This is a genomic window from Prochlorococcus marinus CUG1438 (assembly GCA_017644325.1).
Lineage (GTDB): Bacteria > Cyanobacteriota > Cyanobacteriia > PCC-6307 > Cyanobiaceae > Prochlorococcus_A > Prochlorococcus_A marinus_AA.
This window is the reverse complement of record JAEPLS010000002.1, coordinates 251,513-274,537: the sequence shown is the minus strand read 5'-3', so window position 1 is coordinate 274,537 and position 23,025 is coordinate 251,513. Positions and strand designations below refer to the sequence as shown.

General features: G+C 30.5%; 21 protein-coding genes. 10 read left to right on the top strand and 11 right to left on the bottom strand.

All coding sequences use genetic code 11. The annotated features are described in order from the left end of the window. Positions 1–2 precede the first annotated feature (2 nt). Both JJ847_07430 and JJ847_07425 read right to left on the bottom strand, forming a co-directional pair. Positions 3–221 carry a hypothetical protein gene (locus JJ847_07430; protein ID MBO6960716.1) on the bottom strand — a complete coding sequence of 73 codons (219 nt, stop codon included), beginning with the start codon at positions 219–221 and terminating at the stop codon, positions 3–5. Positions 222–250: 29 nt separating this feature from the next. Further along, positions 251–1,957 (bottom strand): ABC transporter ATP-binding protein, encoded by a 1,707-nt coding sequence (locus JJ847_07425; GenBank protein MBO6960715.1) that lies wholly within the window; start codon positions 1,955–1,957, stop codon positions 251–253. Between the two features lie 58 nt (positions 1,958–2,015). On the opposite strand from JJ847_07425, the gene JJ847_07420 reads away from it, so the two are divergent. Genes JJ847_07420 through folP form a run of 3 tightly spaced genes read left to right on the top strand, consistent with a single transcriptional unit; the run spans position 2,016 to position 3,799 of the window. Further along, positions 2,016–2,192, top strand: a complete 177-nt coding sequence (locus JJ847_07420) for an RNA-binding S4 domain-containing protein (GenBank protein ID MBO6960714.1) — start codon at positions 2,016–2,018, stop codon at positions 2,190–2,192. Between the two features lie 52 nt (positions 2,193–2,244). Beyond that, positions 2,245–2,970, top strand: coding sequence for a triose-phosphate isomerase (locus tag JJ847_07415; protein MBO6960713.1), 726 nt, complete (start codon positions 2,245–2,247; stop codon positions 2,968–2,970). Further along, positions 2,954–3,799 carry a dihydropteroate synthase gene (gene folP, locus JJ847_07410; GenBank protein MBO6960712.1) on the top strand — a complete coding sequence of 282 codons (846 nt, stop codon included), beginning with the start codon at positions 2,954–2,956 and terminating at the stop codon, positions 3,797–3,799. The genes JJ847_07415 and folP overlap by 17 nt, the downstream gene beginning before the upstream one ends. Before the next feature lie 10 nt (positions 3,800–3,809). Here the strand turns inward: folP and JJ847_07405 are convergent, their stop codons facing one another. Next, positions 3,810–7,820 (bottom strand): magnesium chelatase subunit H, encoded by a 4,011-nt coding sequence (locus JJ847_07405; protein MBO6960711.1) that lies wholly within the window; start codon positions 7,818–7,820, stop codon positions 3,810–3,812. 101 nt (positions 7,821–7,921) lie between these two features. Between JJ847_07405 and JJ847_07400 the strand changes: the two genes are divergently transcribed. From JJ847_07400 to JJ847_07375, 6 genes are all read left to right on the top strand, one after another. Next, complete coding sequence (locus JJ847_07400) at positions 7,922–8,770, top strand: 4-hydroxy-tetrahydrodipicolinate reductase (GenBank protein ID MBO6960710.1); 849 nt, start codon at positions 7,922–7,924, stop codon at positions 8,768–8,770. 1 nt (position 8,771) lies between these two features. Next, positions 8,772–9,410, top strand: coding sequence for a hypothetical protein (locus JJ847_07395; protein MBO6960709.1), 639 nt, complete (start codon positions 8,772–8,774; stop codon positions 9,408–9,410). Between the two features lie 23 nt (positions 9,411–9,433). Beyond that, on the top strand, positions 9,434–10,588 hold the full coding sequence (locus JJ847_07390; GenBank protein ID MBO6960708.1) for an FAD-dependent monooxygenase: 1,155 nt from the start codon (positions 9,434–9,436) through the stop codon (positions 10,586–10,588). Positions 10,589–10,593: 5 nt separating this feature from the next. Further along, the gene (locus JJ847_07385; GenBank protein ID MBO6960707.1) at positions 10,594–10,794 is read left to right on the top strand and encodes a DUF2949 domain-containing protein; all 201 of its coding nucleotides are present in this window, start codon (positions 10,594–10,596) and stop codon (positions 10,792–10,794) included. Between the two features lie 79 nt (positions 10,795–10,873). Continuing rightward, positions 10,874–11,356, top strand: a complete 483-nt coding sequence (locus JJ847_07380; GenBank protein MBO6960706.1) for a DUF3038 domain-containing protein — start codon at positions 10,874–10,876, stop codon at positions 11,354–11,356. Positions 11,357–11,360: 4 nt separating this feature from the next. Then, on the top strand, positions 11,361–11,948 hold the full coding sequence (locus JJ847_07375) for a DUF4335 domain-containing protein (GenBank protein MBO6960705.1): 588 nt from the start codon (positions 11,361–11,363) through the stop codon (positions 11,946–11,948). Between the two features lie 459 nt (positions 11,949–12,407). Here the strand turns inward: JJ847_07375 and JJ847_07370 are convergent, their stop codons facing one another. Next, positions 12,408–12,569, bottom strand: coding sequence for a hypothetical protein (locus JJ847_07370; GenBank protein ID MBO6960704.1), 162 nt, complete (start codon positions 12,567–12,569; stop codon positions 12,408–12,410). Positions 12,570–12,641: 72 nt separating this feature from the next. Next, the gene (mfd, locus tag JJ847_07365; protein MBO6960703.1) at positions 12,642–16,154 is read right to left on the bottom strand and encodes a transcription-repair coupling factor; all 3,513 of its coding nucleotides are present in this window, start codon (positions 16,152–16,154) and stop codon (positions 12,642–12,644) included. 74 nt (positions 16,155–16,228) lie between these two features. Between mfd and JJ847_07360 the strand changes: the two genes are divergently transcribed. Continuing rightward, on the top strand, positions 16,229–16,939 hold the full coding sequence (locus tag JJ847_07360) for a hypothetical protein (GenBank protein MBO6960702.1): 711 nt from the start codon (positions 16,229–16,231) through the stop codon (positions 16,937–16,939). Here JJ847_07360 and JJ847_07355 read toward each other — a convergent pair. From JJ847_07355 to JJ847_07330, 6 genes are all read right to left on the bottom strand, one after another. Beyond that, positions 16,936–17,922, bottom strand: coding sequence for a methionyl-tRNA formyltransferase (locus JJ847_07355; protein ID MBO6960701.1), 987 nt, complete (start codon positions 17,920–17,922; stop codon positions 16,936–16,938). The two genes, JJ847_07360 and JJ847_07355, sit on opposite strands and share 4 nt — an antisense overlap. Further along, positions 17,919–19,271 (bottom strand): TldD/PmbA family protein, encoded by a 1,353-nt coding sequence (locus tag JJ847_07350; protein ID MBO6960700.1) that lies wholly within the window; start codon positions 19,269–19,271, stop codon positions 17,919–17,921. Before JJ847_07350 ends, JJ847_07355 begins: the two co-directional genes overlap by 4 nt. A gap of 3 nt (positions 19,272–19,274) precedes the next feature. After that, a complete protein-coding gene (locus JJ847_07345) occupies positions 19,275–20,699 on the bottom strand; it encodes a TldD/PmbA family protein (protein MBO6960699.1) in 1,425 nt (474 codons plus the stop codon). A gap of 31 nt (positions 20,700–20,730) precedes the next feature. Next, positions 20,731–21,903: a magnesium-protoporphyrin IX monomethyl ester (oxidative) cyclase gene (acsF, locus tag JJ847_07340; GenBank protein MBO6960698.1), complete on the bottom strand. Its 1,173-nt coding sequence runs from the start codon at positions 21,901–21,903 to the stop codon at positions 20,731–20,733. Positions 21,904–21,983: 80 nt separating this feature from the next. Next, positions 21,984–22,505 (bottom strand): DUF2996 domain-containing protein, encoded by a 522-nt coding sequence (locus JJ847_07335; GenBank protein MBO6960697.1) that lies wholly within the window; start codon positions 22,503–22,505, stop codon positions 21,984–21,986. Between the two features lie 69 nt (positions 22,506–22,574). Further along, positions 22,575–23,018, bottom strand: a complete 444-nt coding sequence (locus JJ847_07330; protein MBO6960696.1) for a LapA family protein — start codon at positions 23,016–23,018, stop codon at positions 22,575–22,577. Positions 23,019–23,025 lie beyond the last annotated feature (7 nt).

Genomic DNA, 23,025 nt, shown 5'->3' with positions numbered 1-23,025 from the left:
GATTACTCTGATTCCTTTAATTTTTCTCTAAGTTGGTTTGCTAATGAATTTCTACCAACAGATAGTAACTTTAAAGTGTCTTGATACATTTTTAATTGTGTATCGGCAACTTGTAAACCTCTTATAAGATCTTTTGCCTCATTTGATAAGTCATTTATTACATATTTTTTCCCCTCAAAGGTTAAAACTGGGTTGCCAGTATCATTTTGATTTTCACTCATGGTTTTAATTTTTAATTAACAAAATAAGATTATAATTTCTTAATTAATTGTTTTTCACATAAATCTTTATATATTCCCTTCTTATTAAGTAATTCAAGATGTTTCCCAACTTCAATAATTTCTCCCTTATCAAAGACAACTATTTTATCGGCCTCTTGAGTGGTCGCTAATCTGTGAGCAATTACAATAACAGTTCTATTTTTCATGGCTCTATTAAGCCCTTCTCGAACTTCTGATTCTGATTCTGCATCTAAAGCGCTTGTTGCTTCATCTAGAAGGAGAATTGATGGGTTTCCAAGAATTGCTCTTGCAATTGCAATCCTTTGGATCTGGCCTCCTGAGAAATTTGACCCTCTTTCAGTTATCTTAGTTTCATATTTATCGGGGAGCTTTTGAATGAAGTTGTGGGCATTTGATTTTTTTGCCGATTCTATAACTTCCTCTTGAGTGAAACTTCTACCCATTTTGATTACATCAATTATTTTTCCTGAAAATAAAAAAGGCTGTTGTTGAACTAGTGCAATATTTTTTCTTATATCTTTTGTATTTAATAATTCCAGATTTTTATCATCAATAAAAATTTCACCATTTTTCGGTGAAATAAATTTTAAGATCAATGCCATCATTGTACTTTTACCAGCACCTGAAGCTCCTACGAAAGCTGTAACTTCTCCTTCTTTGATTTCTAAATTTATATTCTTAAGAATTTCATTATCTTTTTTGTATTCAAAATAAACTTTCTTAAAAGTTATTTTACCTTGAATATTATTTATCTTTCTTAAATTTTTATTGTCATTTTCGATCTGTTCATAATTTATGTTCTTCAATCTTTTTATTGATGCCTCTGCTTGTTTGAAGTCATTAAAATTTGTGCTTACATGACTAATTGGATCAATAAGCATCAATATTGCGGCAAAAAAACTACTGAATTCTTGACTTGATAAAAGGCCTAGGTTTATTCTTGCGGCTCCTAAACCTAATATTGCTAATATTCCGAATGCTTCTACAAATCCAACAACTGGATGCTGAAAAGCAAGTAATTTTAATGTTTTATATTTTGCTTTTTTATTAGCATTTAGTCTTTTCTTAAATCTAGTTTCAATCCAATTTTCTGCGGCAAATGCTCTTATGGTAGACATTCCATTTATAGATTCACCGATTAAACCTGCCAAGTCACTAGTTGATTCTTGACTTTTTTCTGATGCTAATAAAACTCTTCTTCCAAAACTATTTACTGAAAGGATAATTAAAGGAGCTACTACAAAGGTAGATAATGTTAATGACCAATCTAAATAGAACATATATATTATTACAGCAAACAATTGTAAGGTACACGGAATAGTATCCTGAGCTGTTTTATAAATAATTTCGCTTACTCTATCTGCATCTTCTGTAAGTCTATATGTAATATCACCGGCTGAAATCTTTTCAATAGAGTTCATATCTATTTTCTGAATTTTACTGAACAAATTTCCTCTCATTACTTCACTAATTTCTAAAGATGGTTTAGCTATAAAAACATCTTGTCCAAATTGGGCAGTTTTTTGGACTAAAAATACTAACAATGACTTAACTATTATGCTAGAAACATTCGAAAGATCGCCAGATCCAATTGCTGGTATTAAGTTTCCAGCTAAGTAAGCTAATAAAGGCCAACAAGCTACGTAAATAATCATGCATATAAAACCCTTTATAAATCTTGTTGCGTATGGTCTGACTGGAGGTATTAATCTCAAGATATTGTATATTTTATTATTTATCCTACTTTATCAATATCTTTTGGAATACAAAACAATGAAATTAGATCAATTTTTAAAATGGAAAAATTTAGTTTCTTCAGGTGGAGAAGCAAAATTTTTAATTAAATCGGGTTCTATAAAAGTTAATGGGATAGTTGAAACTAGGAGAGGAAGAAAATTAAATAAGGGTGATAAAGTTATATTTCTAAAAAATGAATTAATTTTTGATTAATTTACCTATTGAACTTAATTTATATTAATATAATTTTCTTGGAGATATTATTTTGAGAAAATCTGTTATTGCTGGTAATTGGAAAATGCATATGACTTGTGCTGAGGCTAAGTCTTATTTAGAAGAGTTTATCCCATTAATAAAAAATTTAAGGAGTGATCGTAAAATTGTTATTGCTCCTCCTTTTACAGCTATTTCAACATTCTCTAGTCATTCTAATTTTGATTATTTAGATATTTCTAGTCAAAATATTCATTGGGAAGAGGAAGGAGCATTTACAGCTGAAATATCTCCAAAAATGCTCCTTGAACATGGAGTCTCATATGCAATAGTTGGTCATAGTGAACCTAGAAAATACTTCAGTGAAAGTGATGAACAAATTAATAAAAGAGCAGTTTTTGCTCAATCTAGTGGGCTTACTCCAATAGTTTGTGTTGGAGAAACATTAGAACAGAGAGAGAGAGGAGAAGCAGATAGAGTTATTACAAGACAGGTTGAACAAGGACTTGAAAATGCAGATCCATCAAATCTTATAGTTGCTTATGAGCCAATTTGGGCTATTGGCACAGGTAAAACATGTGAGGCGAAAGACGCTAATTATATATGTTCCCTAATTCGAAAACTTATAGGTTTTGATGATGTAATTATTCAATATGGAGGATCAGTTAAACCCAATAATATTGACGAAATCATGTCAATGAGTGATATAGATGGAGTCCTGGTTGGAGGGGCTTCATTAGATCCAATAAGTTTTGCAAGAATTGCAAATTATCAATAATAAAAACCCATGGCCAAAAGGCTGGGGACAAAAAACTTCAATTATGGGGGTTATTAATTTAACCCCTGATTCATTTAGTGATGGAGGAGATCTGAATACCTCGAAAAAAGTTTTAAATCAAGTTAATCATTTTTTAAGCAATGATGTAGATATAATAGATCTTGGCGCTCAAAGTACCAGGCCCGGGGCTGAAGAAGTAGGTTCTAATGAAGAGATTAGAAGGTTGATACCTTACTTGAAATTAATAAAATCTGAATATCCAAATATCTTAATTTCTATTGATACATTTAATTCTGATGTTGCTCACGAGGCACTTTTAAATGGTGCTAATTGGATAAACGATGTTACTGGAGGAAGAAGGGATAAGGAAATTTTGGATGTTGTTTCAAAATTTAACTGCCCGTTTGTCATAACTCATAGTCGTGGAAATAGTCAAAATATGAATGAACTTTCCAATTATGATGATGTATTGAGTGAAGTTAGGATTTCACTTGATACCTTAATAAAAAATGCTTTAGAAAAAAATGTATCTAAAAAAAATATAATTGTTGATCCTGGAATTGGATTTTCTAAAGATATAAATCAAAATCTGGAAATTTTAAGAAACTTAGATTTTTTTAAAAAACTTAATTTACCAATTTTAATTGGTGCATCAAGAAAAAGATTTATAGGAGATATCTTGAATGAAATAAACCCTAAAGAAAGAGATATTGGTACCTTAGCAATAACTTGTTTATGTTCAAAATTTCATATAGAAATGGTGAGAGTTCATAATGTAAGAATGAATTCTCAAATTCTAAAAGTCGCTGATAGGATTTACAGAGAATAGAAAAAGATTACTATTCTTTTACACCCTCAATTTTATCTTCTACTTCTTGGTAAAGCTCTTTTAGCTGTTCTATATTTTCGTCTGAAGTTTCCCAATATCCTCTACCATTAACCTCTAGTAAAGTTCCTACTATTCTTCTAAAACTATTAGGATTTAATTCCATTAATCTTTTCCTCATTTCTTCATCATTTATGAATGTTTCATTTGTTTCTTCATAAACAAAATTATCTACCTGACCACTTGTTGCACTCCAACCAAGAGTGTAATTAAGTCTGTTGGAGAGTTCTCTAACACCTTCATAACCAGATTTGAGCATGCCCTCATACCATTTAGGATTTAAAAGTTTTGTTCTTGAATCTAATCTAATAGTTTCTCCAAGGGTTCTAACTTGAGCATTACTTGTTGTGGTATCTGCTATGTAGCTACTTGGTTCTTTCCCGTCATCTCTAAGTGTTTTAATTAATTTGGTTGGATCAGAGTCAAAATAATGACTTACATCTGTAAGAGAAATCTCTGAGGAATCAAGATTTTGGAATGTAACATCTGCTGTCTTCATTACAGATTCAAATACATCTCTCTTTTGATTCATTTCTCCTGGATTGTCTGCATTAAAAGCATATGTTTTACGTGATAAATACATTTCTTGTAATTCGTTTTCTTCCTCCCAAGTTGAGTTTTCTACAGCTAAATTTACATTTGAACTATAACTACCACTTGCATTAGAGAATACTCTTGCAGAAGCTTCTCTGATAGAACTTCCTTCTTTTTCTGCTTGTTCTAATGAGTGTTTTCTTACAAAATTTGACTCTAAAGGTTCATCAGCCTCAGCGGCTAATTTTACAGCTTGATCAATTAGTGCCATTTGATTTATAAATAGATCTCTAAATACTCCAGAACAGTTAACCACTACATCTATTCTCGGTCTGCCTAATTCTTCTAATGGAATTAATTCCAATTTATTGATTCTTCCAACCGAGTCTGGTTTTGGCTTTACCCCTACAAACCATAAGATTTGTGCCAATGATTCTCCATAGGTTTTGATGTTATCAGTCCCCCATAAAACGCAGGCTATTGTTTCAGGCCAAGAACCTTGCTCTTCTTTTTGTCTTTCAATTAACTTGTCAACAACAGACTTTGCAGCCGCGACCGCTGCGGTGGTTGGGATTGATTGAGGGTCGAGTGCATGAATATTTTTACCGCTGGGCAGTACTCCTGGGTTTCTTATAGGATCTCCTCCAGGTCCTGGTAAAACATAATTACCATCTAAGGCTTTAATAAGGCTATCCATTTCTTTGTCAGCACAAACCTGTTCTAAGCAGAAAAGTAAATAATCAAATAATTTATTTAGCTCTTTTTGATTTACTTGATTAAATCCATTTAATCTACAAACCCTTAGCCATGGAGTGGGTAGATTTAGACCAAATAATTTGAGAAATTCAAATAGTTTAGAAAGGAGGGATTTTTCTAAATAAACTCTACCATTAACAATTTTTAGGGAGTTAACCATTGCAAATATTGATTCTCTCGCTGTTTTGATTATTTTTTCATTTAACTCTACAAATTTGAGTTCACCTTTATTATTACCATCATATATTTGGTCAATAGTTAGATCTAGAGATTCTGCAAGTAGTCCTGGAAGAGATCTTAACCCCTCTTGTTCCCTCTCTAAAGATGCGATGTTAACAAGCGTCGCAACAGCTTCTTCAGCGGTGGGAGCTTCTCCAATAGTGTGAAGACCACATGGTAATAATCTACTTTCTATTTCCATCAACTGTTTATAGATGTTGCCAACGAATAGATCTCTTTCATCGAGAGAGAGTTCTTCTACGTCATTTGAAGGGAGCTCAACATCTTTGTCGAGATTACATTGCTTAGAAGTTTCAACAATTGCATTAACAATTTGAATACCTCTACTATTCTCTCTTAATTGTTGATAGGAACCAACAAGTTCACTTAGTTCTTTAAGACCTTTGTAGAGTCCAGCATTTTCTGCTGGAGGGGTTAAATAGCTGATTGTTGATGCGTACCCTCTTCTCTTGGCGATTGTCGCTTCAGAAGGGTTGTTCGCAGCATAATAATACAAATTAGGTAAGGATCCAATAAGTGAATCTGGATAGCATGTTTCACTCATACCCATTTGTTTCCCTGGCATAAATTCAAGTGAACCGTGAGTTCCAAAATGAAGAACAGCATCAGCTTTCCAGATTTTTTCTACATAAGTGTAATATGCAGCAAAACCGTGATGAGGGCTCGCACTTCTTGAGTACAGTAATCTCATTGGATCACCTTCATAACCGAAAGTTGGTTGAACCCCTATAAACACATTTCCAAAATGTTTTCCGTAAATCAAAAGATTCTGACCGTCACTATTAAGATTTCCAGGTGGTTTTCCCCAATTCTCCTCAAGTCTTTGTGAGTATGGTGTAAATTCTTCGTATTCTTTTACCGACATTTTGTGAGCAATATTTAATTCTGGAGAACCATCCATTGCTTCAGGGTTGTTAATAACTTTTTCCATTAATTCTTTCGAATTACTAGGAAGATCATCTATTTGATACCCTTTGGATTTCATTTCAAGAAGTACTCTGTATATTGAACCGAAAACGTTTAAGTAAGCAGCTGTTCCTACATTTCCTTTGTCTGGAGGGAAACTAAATACCGTTATTGCTAATTTTTTGTCTTTTCTTTTTTTTACTCTTAAACTTGACCAATTTATAGCTCTTTCTGCAATTACATCAACCCTATCTTGGAGAGTATGTGCCTTGCCAGTAGCGTCATCTCGACCTGAGAGGATGATAGGTTCAATTGCACCATCCAATTCTGGAATTGCAATTTGAAGTGCTACTTGTACTGGGTGTAATCCAAGGTCGCTATCTTCCCATTCTTGGGTGGTCTGAAAAACTAATGGAAGAGCAACCATATAAGGTCTGTTAAGCTTTTTTAGAGCATCAATAGCTTTTGGATGGTCCTGTCTTGCTGGTCCGCCAACTAGTGCAAAACCTGTTAAAGATACAACTCCATCTACAACAGGTAATTCTTTATTAAATGAATCATAATAGAATTCATTTACTGGTCTAGAGAAATCTAGTCCTCCACAGAAGATAGGAAGAACTCTTGCTCCTCTATATTCCAATTCTTGAATAACAGCAACGTAATGAGCATCATCTCCTGTAACTATGTGGCTTCTTTGAAGTACTAAACCTATTGTTGGTGTTTTTTCATCTTTAGCGTTTAAATCTTTTCTGTTATTTTCCCAATTTTGATATTCTTTAAGACTTTCAAACATGCAAGGTGCAAGAGGATGCCAAATACCTAAATCTGGGAATGTTTCTGGATCTTGTATCTTGAATTCTTCTATTTGATCTTTAATTTTCTCCGAAACTGCATATTTTTCAGAAATCATTAACAAAAAGTTTTTTAAGTTTTCAGTAGTACCACCCAACCAGTACTGGAAACTTAAAATAAAAGTTCTTGCATCTTGAGCTTTCTCTACTGGAAGATATTTAAGTATTGATGGCAGTGTGTTTAATAATTTCAACATTGAATCTTGGAAACTTGCTCCGTCAGATTCTTTTTTCTTCTTTATTAGATCTCCGATAATACTTTTAGATTGACCTAGTTGGGCCATACTAAATGAACCTAACTTATTTAATCTCATTACCTCTGGCATAGAGGGAAATATAATTGAAGCCTTAAGATTATCTTTGTAGGGAGAAACTGCATCAACTACTTTTTGAGCTAAATCTTCGATAAAAATAAGAGAAGCAACAAATATATCAGCATTTGATATGTCTATTTTGAAATCTGCGTAGTTACTTTCATTTCTAAGTTCTTCAATGAGATAGCCACTAAGGTCAATACCTATAGGACCATTCATTTCATTTATAGATTTTGCAGCTTCCGTTAAGGAATTTTGGTATTGTGGCTCAAGGACAACATAAACTGCTTTTATTACAACTTTGTGTTTGTTATCCTCAACAGGAGATACTCTGCGGTTTGCTGAGCGGACCTGCGTAAACATTGATTTTCTTTAAGTATTTCTACCAGCCTACGAATGAAAAGGCGTTATTGTGTGCAATATAAATAGCATGTAACAACCTTTTAAAAAAAAATTTTTAAAAAATGACTGAAAATTCTAAAAAACCTATTCCAGTACTCGTATCAGGAGCCTTAGGCCGTATGGGATGTGAAGTTGTTAACACCGTATTGACTTCGAAAGATTGTGAACTTGTGGCAGCAATTGACTTGAATGAAAAGAACAATGGTTCAAATATTTCTGAATTGTTAAAGGTAAAAAGTTGTGATGTTTTTGTTTCAAATGATTTTGAAGGGACTTTATGTTCTGTAAGTCAAAATTATAGAAATGAAAATATCAAGCCTGTTTTAGTTGATTTCACTCATCCTGATTCTGTTTATGAAAATACTAGATCTGCTATCGCATATGGTATTTCTCCAGTGGTTGGAACTACAGGTCTTACTCCATCACAAATAAATGATTTGTCTGTCTTTGCTCAGAAAGCATCTATTGGTTGTGCGATAATACCTAATTTTTCCGTTGGTATGGTACTTCTCCAACAAGCTGCATCTGTAGCAGCTAAATTTTATGACAATATTGAACTAATAGAGATGCATCATAATCAAAAAGCGGATTCCCCTAGTGGAACGTGTATAAAAACTGCAGAAATGATCGAAGAATATCCAAAGAAATTTAATCAAAATTTAGTTAAAGAGTCTGAGTCATTAAAAAGTGTGCGAGGAGGTCTTAGAGACTCAGGAATAAATATACATTCGATACGATTACCAGGATTATTAGCCCATCAATTAGTGATTATGGGATCTCCCGGTGAAACTTATACAATTAAACATGACACTATTGATAGAAAGGCATATATGCCAGGGGTTTTACAGGCAATTAAAAAAATAGGTAATTATGAATCATTAGTTTATGGACTCGAAAAATTGATTTTTTAAAATGCTTTTCCCAATCAAATCAAATCAAATTACAAAACTTATTCCCGCAGTTGGTACTGGGAGTCAATTTAAATACACTTTAGGTAATCCCAGAAAAATTCTTCAAAGATTTATAATTTCCTCGATTGGAGGATTTGTATCATTAATTATTAGCTCAACTGGAGATCAAACAAATAATTTTTGGTTATTGCTTTGTGTCGCTTTTTTCTTATACATAATCTGGGGGCCAATTCTTGAATCGAGTAGAAAAAATTTGAGGATAAGAAAATATAAATTTTTTTCTATATTTGATGGTTACGTATCAGATATTTATAAAACAGAAAAGATTGAAAGTTCGAGAGAACAATCTAATATGCAAGGTAGATTAGAAGTTATTGAAAATAAAAGGACTTGGTTAGTACTTGAACTAGAGGACGAAGATGGTTATTTAGAGAAGTTAAGTTTTCCAATGGAAAATAAGCACAGTCTTATTAGAGTAGGTTCCAAAATTAGATGTTTATTAACATCTAATAATAGTAATTTTGATAGGGATTTTTATTTGACCGATGCTTGGTTACCAGAGATTAATTTATGGGTGGGTGAGTACCCCTATTTATTGAGGCCGGCATTTGAGGAGATTTGTTATATTTATATTAAATAGATAGATGATATTTATATTATTTTATGAAAAATAAGATCAATTTTAAAATTGTAGGTTCTGGCCCGACTGGTTTACTTTTGTCAATTGTACTTTCAAAGTTCGACTGTAATATTTTTTTAACTGACTTGTTATCTAAGGATAAATTAATCAATAAGGATAAAACTTATGCAATCACTCATTCAACAAGGAAAATTTTATTAAAATTCAGACTTTGGAAAAAATTAGAACCTTTTTTGTTTGGCTTTGATACTCTCTCAATATCAGACAGTGTAACTTCTGTTTTTACCAAATTAAAAGTTGATGACTTAGATGATGATATAAGCTCTGCTGAAAATATTGGATGGGTAGTTAAACATTCAGACGTCATGAATGTTTTTTTTCGTGAGATTGAAAATTATGACAATATTTTTTTTATGAAACCTCAAGATTTATCTGAAAAAAAAATATTATTTGATTATGAATTTCTCTCTACGGGAGCAAACTCTCTTGATAAGAAATTATTCAATCTTATAGATTTTAAAAAAAACTACAATCAGGCCTGTTTAACTTTTAAGGTTTCTTTAAGAGGTAATTGTGAAAAGCGTGCTTATGAAATTTTTAGAGATGAAGGACCACTTGCATTATTGCCTTTGGAAAAAAATTTATATCAGATAATTTGGACATCCAGTACATCAAAGTCTATTGAAAGATTAAATTCTGATAAAAATTTTTTAATGGATAATTTATCAACTATTTTGCCAATTAAATTTAAGTTAGATCAGATAATTGGAGAATTTAATATCTTTCCTGTTTCTTTATCTCTAAATTTTCAATTATTTAATATGAAAAAATTAGTTTTCGTAGGTGATGCATTTCATACATTTCATCCTGTTGGGGGGCAAGGGCTAAATAGTTGTTGGCGAGATGTTAATACTATTTTTGATCTTTTTAATAAAAATACTGTTATTACAAAAAGGTATTTGACGCTATTTAAATTTAAGTATTATTTAAGTAGGATTTTAGATATTATCTTTATTATGGTTATAACTGACTCCTTGATTTTTATATTCGCAAATAGGAATCCTTTGTTATTTCCAATTAGAAAGTTTTCATTTTTCTTTTTAAATAATTTTCTTTTTATAAGAAAATTAGTCATAAATCAAATGACTAAGTCTCTCATTTATTCGAGAATCAAGTGAACCTTATGAAAAATAATTTATCAAAAAATATCATAATTTATTTAGTTAATGAGATAGGACTAGATGAATCATCCATTGAACTTGGTCTAAAATTATCAATAAGAAATAATACTCCATTACCAATTTTGTTATGGAGTTATGGAATGCTAACTATTGAAGAACTAGACAAGTTATATTCATTTTTATTTCAAAAAATGGATTTATAATTCTGTTATAATTAAGAGAATATTTTAATAAGTAACAATTATCCTTTCAATTAAAAGAAATCAAATATCAAGGCAATCTATAGAAAAGCTTGATTTATTATTATTAATTCTTGAGACTATAGATTTAAATGGCTTACAGTCTCTATATGCCTTATCTAATAAACTTAATTTAAATCAGGTTTTGCCTAATAAAGTTACTATATGGAAACTAAGAAACAATAATCCATTGAGGAAATCTTACGTTAATAACAAAATTAAATTAAAGGAATTTGATGCCTTAATTAAAATTACTGTTGAAATGTCTAGATACTTATATCCTTATATTAAAGAAATTCTTCTATCTAGAGAAGATCCTGAAAAAGATTCATTTGTATGGAATGACTTTAATAAGAGATTTATTGATTTAATAAATGAGAGGTTTAACATAAATTCTATAAGAGTTAAAAGGCTTTTAAATCCTGTCGAAAATGATGAGATTATTATCAAGTCTTTGCTAACCTTATCACTTTGTATTTCTAGTAAGGGCTATATAAAGTTGAAAAATTTTTTATTAAATTTTTAATAAAATGCAGAACAAATTACTTTTTAATCAATCTTCAGTTAGTCTCGAAATTAAAGGATTACCAGATCTTTCAAATAATGAAAATAAAGATCAAATATCAATAATTTCCCAATGGAAATTAACCATAATTGATAAACCACTTATTGAGGGCAAGATTGATCATTTAGGACCAATTATGGATGCATTTTATATTTATTCAAATCTTCTTATTAAAAATGAAATTCCATTATATGAGTCCAAATTAATTGACATAAAAGCTGACAATATAAATATACATAATATTGTTCTTAAGAGTTCTAAGCCAGATGTTAAACCACTAGTTATAAAGATTGGCAATTCATCTTTGTCAGATATCGTAAACTGTTTTGACCAGTTAAATGAATCTACAAAAGTCAGATTGAAAAAGTCTTTTGTTTTTAACAGTTTTCCTAAAAAAATAAGATTTGGGTTTGATAATAAATTTAATTTTTTAAATTTCTTTATGCCTCCTTTTCTCGCAATTTGTTCCTTAATTTTTTTCTCTTCTATTTTTATTTACTTTTATGATCCTATTAATGATATAGATAAAAAAGAAGTGGTAGATACAAATTAAAAAATTTATAGCATATAAAATAAAAAACGTTATTATGACTATATTTACTTTTAAAAATATTTATTATGTTTTCTTTTAAGTTCGATATATGGCAGATATAAACATTCCAAATGTAAATAAGAAGTCTGAAAAATATATTTTTAAGAAGAATTTATCTTTGAGACGAAAGTCCAAAAGGAGACTTATTACTGAATCGGCCTTTATGGTTATTTTTAGTATATTGTTAGCTTACATAAACTATTTGATACCAAATAAAAGTTCGCTTTTGCGAAATTTACCAACTGCTATAAATAAATTATTTTCGCTGATTATTGATCTTGGATTTATACTTTACGAGATTTTCTTAGTGGTTTTTATTTTTATCTCTTTAATAGTATCCTTGCTTTTACTTATAGGGGCTTTAAATAGATTAATAAAGATTATAAGTAGAAAAACAAGAAAAATAAGTTATAAGTAATATCAGATAGGTTGCATTAACCCACCACTCCCAGAGTCAGAATCATCGTCATCATTTTCTGTCTCCACTCCAAATAGTGCATATAATCCTAGTAAAATAGATGAAAATATTATAGTTAAAGGAAGAACAGAACTTTGAATTCCGATATCTATATATTCACCCATAAACCTTCTAAATTTATAATAACCTAACTGAAATTAAACTATTTCGCGGATTTTAAATAATTATTTAATAATTTATTCTCTTTTAATTACGAGGTCTTTTTCAAAATTATTTATTTCTTTGATAAATGCCCCAAACCATAGTGTTAATTGATCAAGTTGATTTTGAATATCTGTAACGCCTAAACCCCTTATAGTTATTATTGACTGTTCTTCCCCTTCATCAAAATTAAACTTATTTTGAACGCTAATTGGTAATGAACTTTTAAGTATTTTAAAAGTGGTTTTTTTTAATTTTGTCTCTATGAGTATGTTTGGTTTCTTGAGTTTAATTTTGTTAAAACCACATTTTTTAGCAAGTAATTTTAATCTCATTAACATCAATAAACACTCAACAGGTTTAGGCAAAGTTCCATATCTGTTCACCCAGTCAGTAGCAAGTTCAGTTAACTCATGATCAAAAGAACATTCAGTAGCGGATTTGTAAGCATCGAGCTTTTCTTCCCTGTTTAATATCCATGTTGCCGGTATAAATGCATTTATTGGGAGATCAATTTGGGTATCACTAACTTCAGGTATTTCTTGCCCACTTATTTCTGAAATAGCCTCATGGAGCATTTCTATATATAAATCATATCCAATAGCATTAACCTTTCCACTTTGTTCTTCTCCTAGTAAACTGCCAACACCTCTTATTTCCATATCTTTCATTGCTAGTTGATAACCACTTCCTAGTTCTGAAAAGTCTTTTATAGCTTTTAATCTTTGTTTTGCAGCATCATTAATTTTATTTATATTTGGATAAAATAACCATGCATGTGCTTGAACACCGCTTCTTCCCACTCTTCCTCTAAGTTGATAAAGTTGTGAAAGGCCAAATTTATGAGAATCTTCAATAATGATTGTATTTACTTTTGGAATGTCTAATCCACTTTCAATTATCGTTGTGCATATCATTAGATCTACTTCTCCATTATTAAAGGCAATCATTGCATTCTCAAGTTCTGTTTCGTTCATTTGCCCATGAGCAACAATAAATTTTAAGCTTGGAAACATATTTTTTAATTTGTTTACAGCTTGATCAATATCAGAAATTCTTGGAAGAACATAAAAAATTTGACCCCCCCTATCAAGTTCTTGATTAATGGCAGTTCTTATAACATCCATATCTATTTCAGATAAATATGTTTTTATTGATCTTCTTGATGGAGGAGGAGTATTAAGTAAGCTCATTTGTCTTAGTCCAGATAAGCTCATATAAAGAGTCCTTGGAATTGGAGTTGCAGAGAGAGTTAAAACGTCTATGTTGGTTTTGATTTTTTTAATTTTCTCCTTTTGCCTTACTCCAAATCGTTGTTCTTCATCAATAACAAGTAGTCCTAAGTTTTTAATTTCTATTTCTTTTCCTAAAATTTGGTGCGTAGCTACAACTAAATCAATTTTGTTATTTTTTAAGCCTGCATAGATTTCCTTTCTTTCATTAACGGTTTTGAATCTATTGAGTAATGATACTTTTATTGGGTATGGTGAAAATCTATTGTTTATTGTTCTCCAATGTTGCTGAGCTAGGATTGTTGTGGGTGCTAGTAATATTACCTGTTTGCCTGCGGTAATAGCCTTAAAAATTGCCCGAACAGCGACTTCTGTTTTGCCAAATCCTACATCTCCACAAACTAGCCTGTCCATTGGCTTATCGCTTTCCATATCAGATTTTATTTCTTCAACAGCAGTAATTTGATCAGGTGTTGGTTGATAAGGGAATGATTCCTCTAATTCATCTTGCCAAGGACCATCTTCTGGGTAAATGTACCCCTTTAATTTTTCTCTCTTTGCATAAAGTTTTAAAATATCGACAGCAACTTTTTTGATTAGTTTCTTATTCTTATCTTTTATTCTTTCCCATTCCGTCCCTCCTAATTTATTTATTTTTGGCTTTATTTTTCCGCTTGATCTATATCTGTTAATACTACCAAGTTGATCAGCGGCAACACTTATCTTCCCATCCTGATATTTAATGACTAAATAATCTCTTGAATCTCCAGTTATATTTATTTTTTCTATTTTTAAAAATTTTCCTATTCCATGATTTTTATGAACTATAAAATCACCGGGATTAATCTTATTTACATTAATATTTGAATTTACACTTCTTTTTTTTCTTCTTATGAATACATTATTAAAAAGAGATTGTTGTGAAAATAATTCTTTATCTGTTATTAGGACAACTTTCCATATCGGAAGATAAAAACCCTCGATTTCATAATTGTTCTTATTTTTTAAAATTAAAGGAGTCGAATTATGAATTGATTTAAAGGCTTCATTAATATCATTAGGATTGTTTAAGAAGTTTGTATTACATTCGTGCTCAAAAAGTAAAGTCCTAGTTCTTAATGGCTGTGCTGATAATATCCATACTTTTTCATTATTTTTTATATTTTTATTTATATCATTGGATATTTTTCCTATATTTTTAGAGTATGAATTTATTCTTTTATCGTTTAACAAAAACTTATTATCAATATTGACTTTAGATTCAAATTCATAAAATTTTATCAAATTAAAATTTCCTAGTGAATTTAATATTTCGTCAAACTTTAAATGTAAATTAGGTTTGGCCTCTAAATTAATATCATTATTTTTAAGGTTCTTATTTAATTCATACTCACAATTATCAAAATTATTTTCTGAATCTAAATACCAATTATTTGTAAATTTTTTACAATCTTCTAATTCATCAATTACAAGAATTGTTTCCCTATCAATAAAATCTATTATATTTGAGGGTTTTTTTTCAATTATTCCTAAATAACGATCAAGATTATTTTTATTTATATCTTCTGAATTAAAAATACCGTTCTTAGAAAAATTATTTAACTTGTCTTTTATTAGTAAATCAAATCCAGCCTGTATTATTTCAATATTATTGATACTTTCTAATGTTTTCTGTGTATGGGGATCATATTCTCTTATCTTCTCAATTACATTATCAAAAAATTCTAATCTTATAGGAAACTCATTATTGACAGGATAAATATCTACTATTTCCCCTCTCCTACTCCAGAATCCCTCTGTTGAAGTTACATTATCCTTCGTATAACCAAGCAAAGTAAGTTTATTTGCTAATTCTTGAATCTCGATTTGAACCCCTTTTCGCAAATCTAACTTGTTTTCAATTAATAGGTTTTTATTTATTAGATGAGGTTGTAGTGCTCTCTCTGTTGATATAACAATATTAAGTTCATTTTTCTCTTTTTTTATTAATTTGGATAAAACAGTAAGCTGACTAAATTCAATCTCTTTTGATTTATTAATTGATGAGTATGGTAGATGTTCTGTGGGGGGATAATATAAAACTGCTTTATCATTTATACTTTCAAAATAACCAATCCATTTGTAGGCAATTTCTACATTAGGACAAATTAATAATATATTTTTTTCTTCTTTTTTTGCAATGCTATCTAAGATTATTGATTTTGCATATCTACTTGAACCAACAATATTTAATTCATTATTTTTTGAAATTCTTTTTATTAATTCAGAAGTAACTTGTGAGTTCGAAATATAATCAACTAAAGTATTTAAACTCATTTATAGTTATCAATCTTGATTGCAAATATCCGATACATTATATTAGATTTTATACTGATTGTGAATAATAATTGATGGATTCAGCTGCAATAAATTCCTTTATACCCACACTAGATCAGGTAGATAGTTGGTACGAAATCTTTACACTTTTACCAATATTAATTGCTCTAGAATTATTATTATCAGCAGATAATGCTGTCGCACTAGCTTCTCTTACTAAATCCCTGGGCAGTTCAGAATTAAGGTCAAGAGCCTTAAATATTGGCATAACAATATCTTTATTATTTAGGATTATTCTGATCATATTATCTAATGTTTTTCTAAAATTTGTTCTTATTAGAGTTTTTGCTGGTTTTTATTTAATATACTTATTCTTCTCAAATGTTTTTTTAAATTCAGATATAGAAAAAACTGAAAATGGGACAGATAATACTAAAAATAATTTTAGGTTCTTAAGGGTTGTAGCGCTTCTTTCTATTACTGATTTTGCTTTTTCCATTGATAGTATTACTACTGCAGTGGCTATCAGTGATCAATACATATTAATTATATTTGGAGCAGTGATTGGAGTATTAGCCTTAAGATTTACATCGGGGATTTTTCTAAAACTTCTGGATATATTTTCTAGATTAGAAACAGCCGGTTACGTAGCAATTTTAATAGTGGGGATTAAACTTTTACTAAATACGTTAATTAAAGAATCTATTCTTCCGGACTATTATTTTTATTTTTTGATTCTTTTTGCTTTTATTTGGGGATTCTCTAAAAGAGAATCTAAAACTTAATCTGAGAAAAATTCACCTACTGATGGCTTTAACTGTTGTATTAATTGCTTTTTGCTAGAAATGTTTTTGCCTTCAAGTTTTGCTTCTAACAAAATAATTGGATTAGTTTTACTTGATATTATTATTCCTTCATTTTCTATTACAGCAAGAATAATACCTGGTCTTGAATAATTGCTCATGGAAAGGCATTTTTCATTTTTTATTTCATCACTACTCAAAACTTTGATTTTAAGTATTTTTAGGTTCTTACCTCTAAATGTTGTATTTGCTCGTGGGTATAACCCTTTTATTTTTTGAGAAATTTCAATTGCCTCATTACCCCAATCAATTCTAAAGTCTGATTTTTCAATCATTCTTGCGTATGTAATTTCTCTTCCAAGGGAATTTTGTTTTATTAATTGAGAATTAGTATTTTTATAAATATTTTCTTCGATTATTGATGTGGCATTTAAAAATAATTTTGCAGATAAAATACTAAGTTTTTCCGATAGTGTATTTAAATTATCGTGATTATTAATTTTAATTTTTTCTTCCAATAATAAGTCGCCAGTATCTAGTCCCTCATTCATTTTCATAATTCCTACACCAGTAAATTCATCGCCTTTTATTAGTGACCATTGGATTGGGGCGGCACCACGCCATCTTGGAAGTAATGAAGCATGTGCATTCCAACATCCAAATTTTGGGATTTCCAATATCTCTTTGGGTAATATTTTCCCATAAGCTATAACAATAAATAAATCACAAGATAGTGATTTAAGTTCATTTATAAAATGTATATTGTCTCGGATTTTTGCTGGAGTATAAATTTTTATAGATTCTCGCTCGGCAATGCTTTTAACAGGTGAGGATATTAATTTATTTCCCCTAGATCTTTTCTTATCGGGTTGGCTAACTACTCCAATTACCTCATGCTTAGATTTAATAAAAACATCAAGGCTCGCAATTGAATATTCAGGTGTTCCCCAGAATATAATTCTCACGCGTCACCAGTTATTGATAATTCATCTACCCATATATGTGGAGAAATTCCACTTGTTGTTACTTCCTGATTTGATTCAATATTTACTATATTCTTCAAAAGATATTTGATATCCCCCGCTACAGTTGCAGATTCTATTGAGATTTTTTTACCGTTTTTATAGAGCCAACCATCAAATGGAAGAGAGAATGAACCTTGACTTGCTCTGACACCTGCATGGATTGCATTTAATTCTTCAATAAAAACAAATTCTCCCTCATAAGTAGAGTGATCTAATGATGTTGTTAGATCTGAGGTTTCCTCTGATTTCTCAACTACTATCCAATCAGGAGATACTGAGACTTTCGATCCTAGTCCAGCGTGGCCTGTCGGCATTGTTTTAAATATTCTTGCAGTTGATTCAGAATGTATAAAATTTTCTAGTCTCCCTTTGTTAATTAAACATAGTCTTTTGGTAGGAGTTCCCTCTCCATCAAATGGTGAGGAAGAAATATTCTCTTCGTGAAGACCGTCATCATAAATATTAAGTGCTTCTGTAGATAGTTTCTCTCCAATAGAATTTTTATTAGATAAGCTAACCCCATCTAAAATACTTCTAGCATTAAACATTGAACTAAAGGCATTAATGATCGTTAAAAAAGACTCAGGCGAAAAACATATTAAATATTTATCGGTTTTAATAGATGAATAATTCAAATGAGAAATTGTTTTATTAGAAGCGTCTTTAATACATGACTCTATATCTATATCTTCAACTCCATATCCAAGTTTTACAGAACCTGAGCTACGAGGTTTCTTATTTTTCTCTTCTGCTCTTGCATATAAATAAAGTGCAGCTTGACTTTTGGTATAACTCCGAAAGGCACCATCACTATTCGCATAAACTCTCACATAAAAACTCTCAGATAGACCATTATACGGAACAGATTTTATGGATTCATGGCTTTCTATTAGTTTTACTTCCGCTTCTCTCAAAAGAGTAAGTAATTTTTTTATTCCAACAGGATTTCTTTTTTTTGAGTCCTTAACTTTAATAGGATCCTTGGCTAGTGGTGAAAATTCTGTCTTTTCATTCTTGTTACCAAAATCAGAGGCAATATTTGCTTGATTTAGAGCTTTTTTTATTCCAGATTCACTGATATCACTAGTTGTTGTAATACCAACTAAATTAGATTCGTTCCAAACTCTTATAGTTAAAATTTGCTTTTGTGATGCCTTAAGTTGTTTAGCCTGACCTTTATCTACTTGTACGGAATAATCATTAGAAAAGCTTGCACCATAATCCCATTTTTTAAGATTTAGAGAATCTGCGACTTCAGAGATTTGAGTTGTTATTTCTTTTGAATTCATATTCTATCTTCCGCCAACAGTGATTGAATCAACTTTAATATGAGGTTGGCCAACAGTTACGTTGACACTTCCACTGATGGATCCACAAAATCCAGGAGCTAATTCGAGGTCATTCCCGCACATTGATATTTTTGGCATAACTTCTTTAGCCTCACCAATCAAAGTCGCTCCCTTTACTGGATTAGTTAATTTCCCATTTTTAATAAGATATCCTTCTTCTACTGCAAAATTAAATTGTCCTGTAGCACCTACACTGCCACCCCCCATTGATTTGCAGTAAAGACCATCACTAATACTATTGATTAAATCCTCTTTCGAGTACTCACCTTTGGCTATATAAGTATTTCTCATTCGTGAAGCTGCAGCAAAAGAATAATTTTGTCTTCTTCCACTTCCTGTTCTTTTATGGCCAGTTCTTAATTCACCCGCCCTGTCGGATATGAATTTTTTTAAAATTCCATCTTTTATAAGAACAGATCTTTCGGGTTCCATACCTTCATCATCTACTGATAATGAACCAAAGGATCCTTCTGAAATTCCTTCATCTATTGCAGTTACAGATTCATGTGCAATTTTTTCATTTAATTTATTCTCAAATGGTGTTGTTCCTCTCTCTATTTGAGTAGTTTCAAGTAAATGACCGCAAGCTTCGTGGAATATAACACCACCAAATTTATTAGCTAAAACAACAGGCATTTGTCCCGCATCAACATAATCTGCATATAACATGTTCATTGAGCTTTCGAATACATCATTAGCTGCTTTTTCGTGATCCCATAATCTGAATTCATGAGGCATTCCTGACGATCCAAATCTTCTACTACCACTAGATCTATATTGGGCATCACTAGCAATCACGTTTAGTCCAACTGTTTGATGCAACCTAATGTCAGAGACATAAGTCCCATCGCTGGAGGCTATTATTACCTCTTGCAGATTTCTTGAGTAACTTCCTTTTCTAGTTATTATTTTATTATTTTTTTTAAGATACTTAGTGCTGACTAATAGTTTTTCACTTATTTCATGAATCGATGGGACTTCATTAATCCATTTTTTCTTGGCTAAACTATAGTCCCTGTGTTTATCTAGACCGTTAAATACTTCTCTTTTTTTATTATCTGTTATGTCTAACATCTCAATAGCTTGAGCTACTGATCTAATCAAAGCATTTTTTGATAAATCATTTGTACTTACAAAACCGTCCCTCTTGTCTTTGAATATTCTAATCCCAGCACCCTTTCCAAATGATGGGCTTACACTTGTTATGTAATCCTCTTCAGCTAATACACTAGAGTTATCAGTATTTTCTATAAATATTTCTACAAAATCAGCCCCAAGTCCCAACCCATAGAAAATAATTTCTTCTAATAAATCTTTATTGCAACTGCCAAATTCGATTTCATTTGATTTGATTTTTGACGAAAGCATATGAGTTTATAAATTTTCTCTGAATAAAAGATTATCTAATAGAAGGTTGGAAATCTTTGCTATCTAGAGGTTTTAACAAGTATAGTCTTAATAACTGGTAACCGTTTGATAAATAAGTAGGTAATTTCTTTAAATTTTTAAATACTTTATTCCCATCGCTGTTAGCGATATCAGAAAGTACCTTATTATTATCAACTATTTTATCTAATCTTCCATAAAAAGATTTATTGTACACATCCATTACTACAGGAAAAACTCTGGCAGCAGTTTCATTTGTTTTATTAATAACATACTGGTCGTAATCTCTGGCATCTAAGCCTAGGGAGCTGTAGAAATCTTTTTTAATTCCCAAATCCCTTGCATACATAGTTGCAAATACAGCCAATAGAAAAAACCTTGACCATAGTTTTGATGTTAATGGAAGATTGTTCAAGAAGTATCTAAATCTATGGAAATAGTCGAATAGTGGGTGTGTAAAAGTAGAGCCTCCAATAGTTATTTTTCGACTTAAAGATTTAACAGTACGGGGTTGTGCTTTCATTAGTGCATCAAAGAAATCACCATGTCTATTTTCATCTTGACACCAATTTTCAAAGTAATTAAATAGAGGAAAAATCTTGCTATCTGGATTTTTTTCAAGATGTCTATAAATTGCGATGTATCTCCAATAACCTATTTTTTCAGATAAATAAGTTGCGTAAAAAATACTTCTCGGAGGGAAATAGGTGTAATCCTTATTGGCTGTTAAAAAACCTAAATCTAACTGCAATCCAAAGTCACTCATTGACTTATTCAAGAAACCTGCGTGCCTTGCTTCATCTCTGGCCATATGTGCGAAACATTCAGCAAGAAGAGGGTTCTTGTCTTTAATCCTTTTGCTAAGTTCCTTGTAAAGTAGAAAACCAGAAAATTCTGAGGTGCAACTCCCCTCAAGAAAATCGATAAAAAGTTCTCTTGTCTCAGGATCTAATTTTTCAGCTGCGCCTTCAAATTCACTATTTCTTACAAAATGATGCCTATTGTAATCTTTCCTAAATTCTTCACATATAGCTTCCAATTCCTCCTCGTTTATTGATAAATCCATATTCTCCATTGCCTCAAAGTCTGTTGTATAGAATCTTGGAGACAAAATTGTTTCTTTTGCTGGTACTTTTCCGTTATTTACTTCTTTTTTATTTTTTGATTCAATAGTTGATTGAGTCATCTTTGATTTGATTTATTAATACTATTATTTACTATTAATTGTACTTTCGAGGGAAAAGTTAACTTGGTGTTATTCTTTCTTTAATTAACCCCTATTAATTTTTGTCCATTTAATCTTTGCAGTATTCTTGAAATAATTAATTTAAGGGTTATTCTCTTTTCATCAATAAGGAATGACTCAATAATGCTAGGTTTTTGATTAGGTTTGGATAAAGATATACTTTTTAATGAGCTTATATCCTCGGTCTCAAAGGATAGCCAAAAGTTACAAGTATTTTTAATTTCACAATATATTACCCAACATTTATCTCCAGCAATAGGTCTATTAGTGTTTTTGAGATTGATATTGTTTATTGCTAATCCTCTTTGTTTAATTTCTTCTTCTAAGGAAGGTATCAAATGAATATTAATAAATTCTTGGAATGGTTTTTTTTCTATAGGAAGTTCTTTTTTTGGTTTAGGGATATTTTCAAGAGGTTTATTATTTTCATTCATATTTAGGAGTTTTTCTGATGTAGTTTTCTTTATTTCCTCTGAGCTGGATTTAATAGTTTTGTCAGATTTTTTATCAATATCATTATTTGATTCTAAATTTTCTTCCATAAGAAATATTAAATATTCTCTATTATAAATAAGAATACATTTTTTTTATAATTTAATTTATCTGTTTTTCTACCAATCATTTTCACTATTGTCCCAGTCGTCATTTTTAGTAGTTTTGTTTGAGTAATATTCTTCACTTTCCAGGTTATCGCCCTCGGTATTTTTGATCACTCTATAATTGACTGATATTGTTGGTTGCGCTTCTCTGATATCCCTTTGTGGGGGGATCTCAACATTAGATTTCTTATCTATTTCATCATTTAATGGTTCATAACTTTCATTTATATTTTCTATATTATTTTTTTCATAACTAATATTTGCTCTATTTAGTAATGAACTAATAAATAAACCAGAGAAAAATGAAATACTGATTAACTTACCTATACTTACTTCTCGTAGTGTCCATTTTAAATATCTAAATGATGTGCTCTGATTATTATTTGTATAAATTAACGCTTGAAAAATTATTATTAAAATAAATGTTAATAATAAGTATTTTTTTTTAATTAACATATTAACA

Bases quoted from the DNA above. Each gene is read 5' to 3' on its own strand.
- JJ847_07430 (MBO6960716.1), bottom strand. From the start codon at position 221: ATGAGTGAAAATCAAAATGATACTGGCAACCCAGTTTTAACCTTTGAG.
- JJ847_07420 (MBO6960714.1), top strand. From the start codon at position 2,016: ATGAAATTAGATCAATTTTTAAAATGGAAAAATTTAGTTTCTTCAGGT.
- JJ847_07405 (MBO6960711.1), bottom strand. From the start codon at position 7,820: ATGTTTACGCAGGTCCGCTCAGCAAACCGCAGAGTATCTCCTGTTGAG.
- JJ847_07400 (MBO6960710.1), top strand. From the start codon at position 7,922: ATGACTGAAAATTCTAAAAAACCTATTCCAGTACTCGTATCAGGAGCC.
- JJ847_07395 (MBO6960709.1), top strand. From the start codon at position 8,772: ATGCTTTTCCCAATCAAATCAAATCAAATTACAAAACTTATTCCCGCA.
- JJ847_07390 (MBO6960708.1), top strand. From the start codon at position 9,434: ATGAAAAATAAGATCAATTTTAAAATTGTAGGTTCTGGCCCGACTGGT.
- JJ847_07385 (MBO6960707.1), top strand. From the start codon at position 10,594: ATGAAAAATAATTTATCAAAAAATATCATAATTTATTTAGTTAATGAG.
- JJ847_07375 (MBO6960705.1), top strand. From the start codon at position 11,361: ATGCAGAACAAATTACTTTTTAATCAATCTTCAGTTAGTCTCGAAATT.
- JJ847_07370 (MBO6960704.1), bottom strand. From the start codon at position 12,569: ATGGGTGAATATATAGATATCGGAATTCAAAGTTCTGTTCTTCCTTTA.
- mfd (MBO6960703.1), bottom strand. From the start codon at position 16,154: ATGAGTTTAAATACTTTAGTTGATTATATTTCGAACTCACAAGTTACT.
- JJ847_07360 (MBO6960702.1), top strand. From the start codon at position 16,229: ATGGATTCAGCTGCAATAAATTCCTTTATACCCACACTAGATCAGGTA.
- JJ847_07350 (MBO6960700.1), bottom strand. From the start codon at position 19,271: ATGAATTCAAAAGAAATAACAACTCAAATCTCTGAAGTCGCAGATTCT.
- JJ847_07345 (MBO6960699.1), bottom strand. From the start codon at position 20,699: ATGCTTTCGTCAAAAATCAAATCAAATGAAATCGAATTTGGCAGTTGC.
- acsF (MBO6960698.1), bottom strand. From the start codon at position 21,903: ATGACTCAATCAACTATTGAATCAAAAAATAAAAAAGAAGTAAATAAC.
- JJ847_07335 (MBO6960697.1), bottom strand. From the start codon at position 22,505: ATGGAAGAAAATTTAGAATCAAATAATGATATTGATAAAAAATCTGAC.
- JJ847_07330 (MBO6960696.1), bottom strand. From the start codon at position 23,018: ATGTTAATTAAAAAAAAATACTTATTATTAACATTTATTTTAATAATA.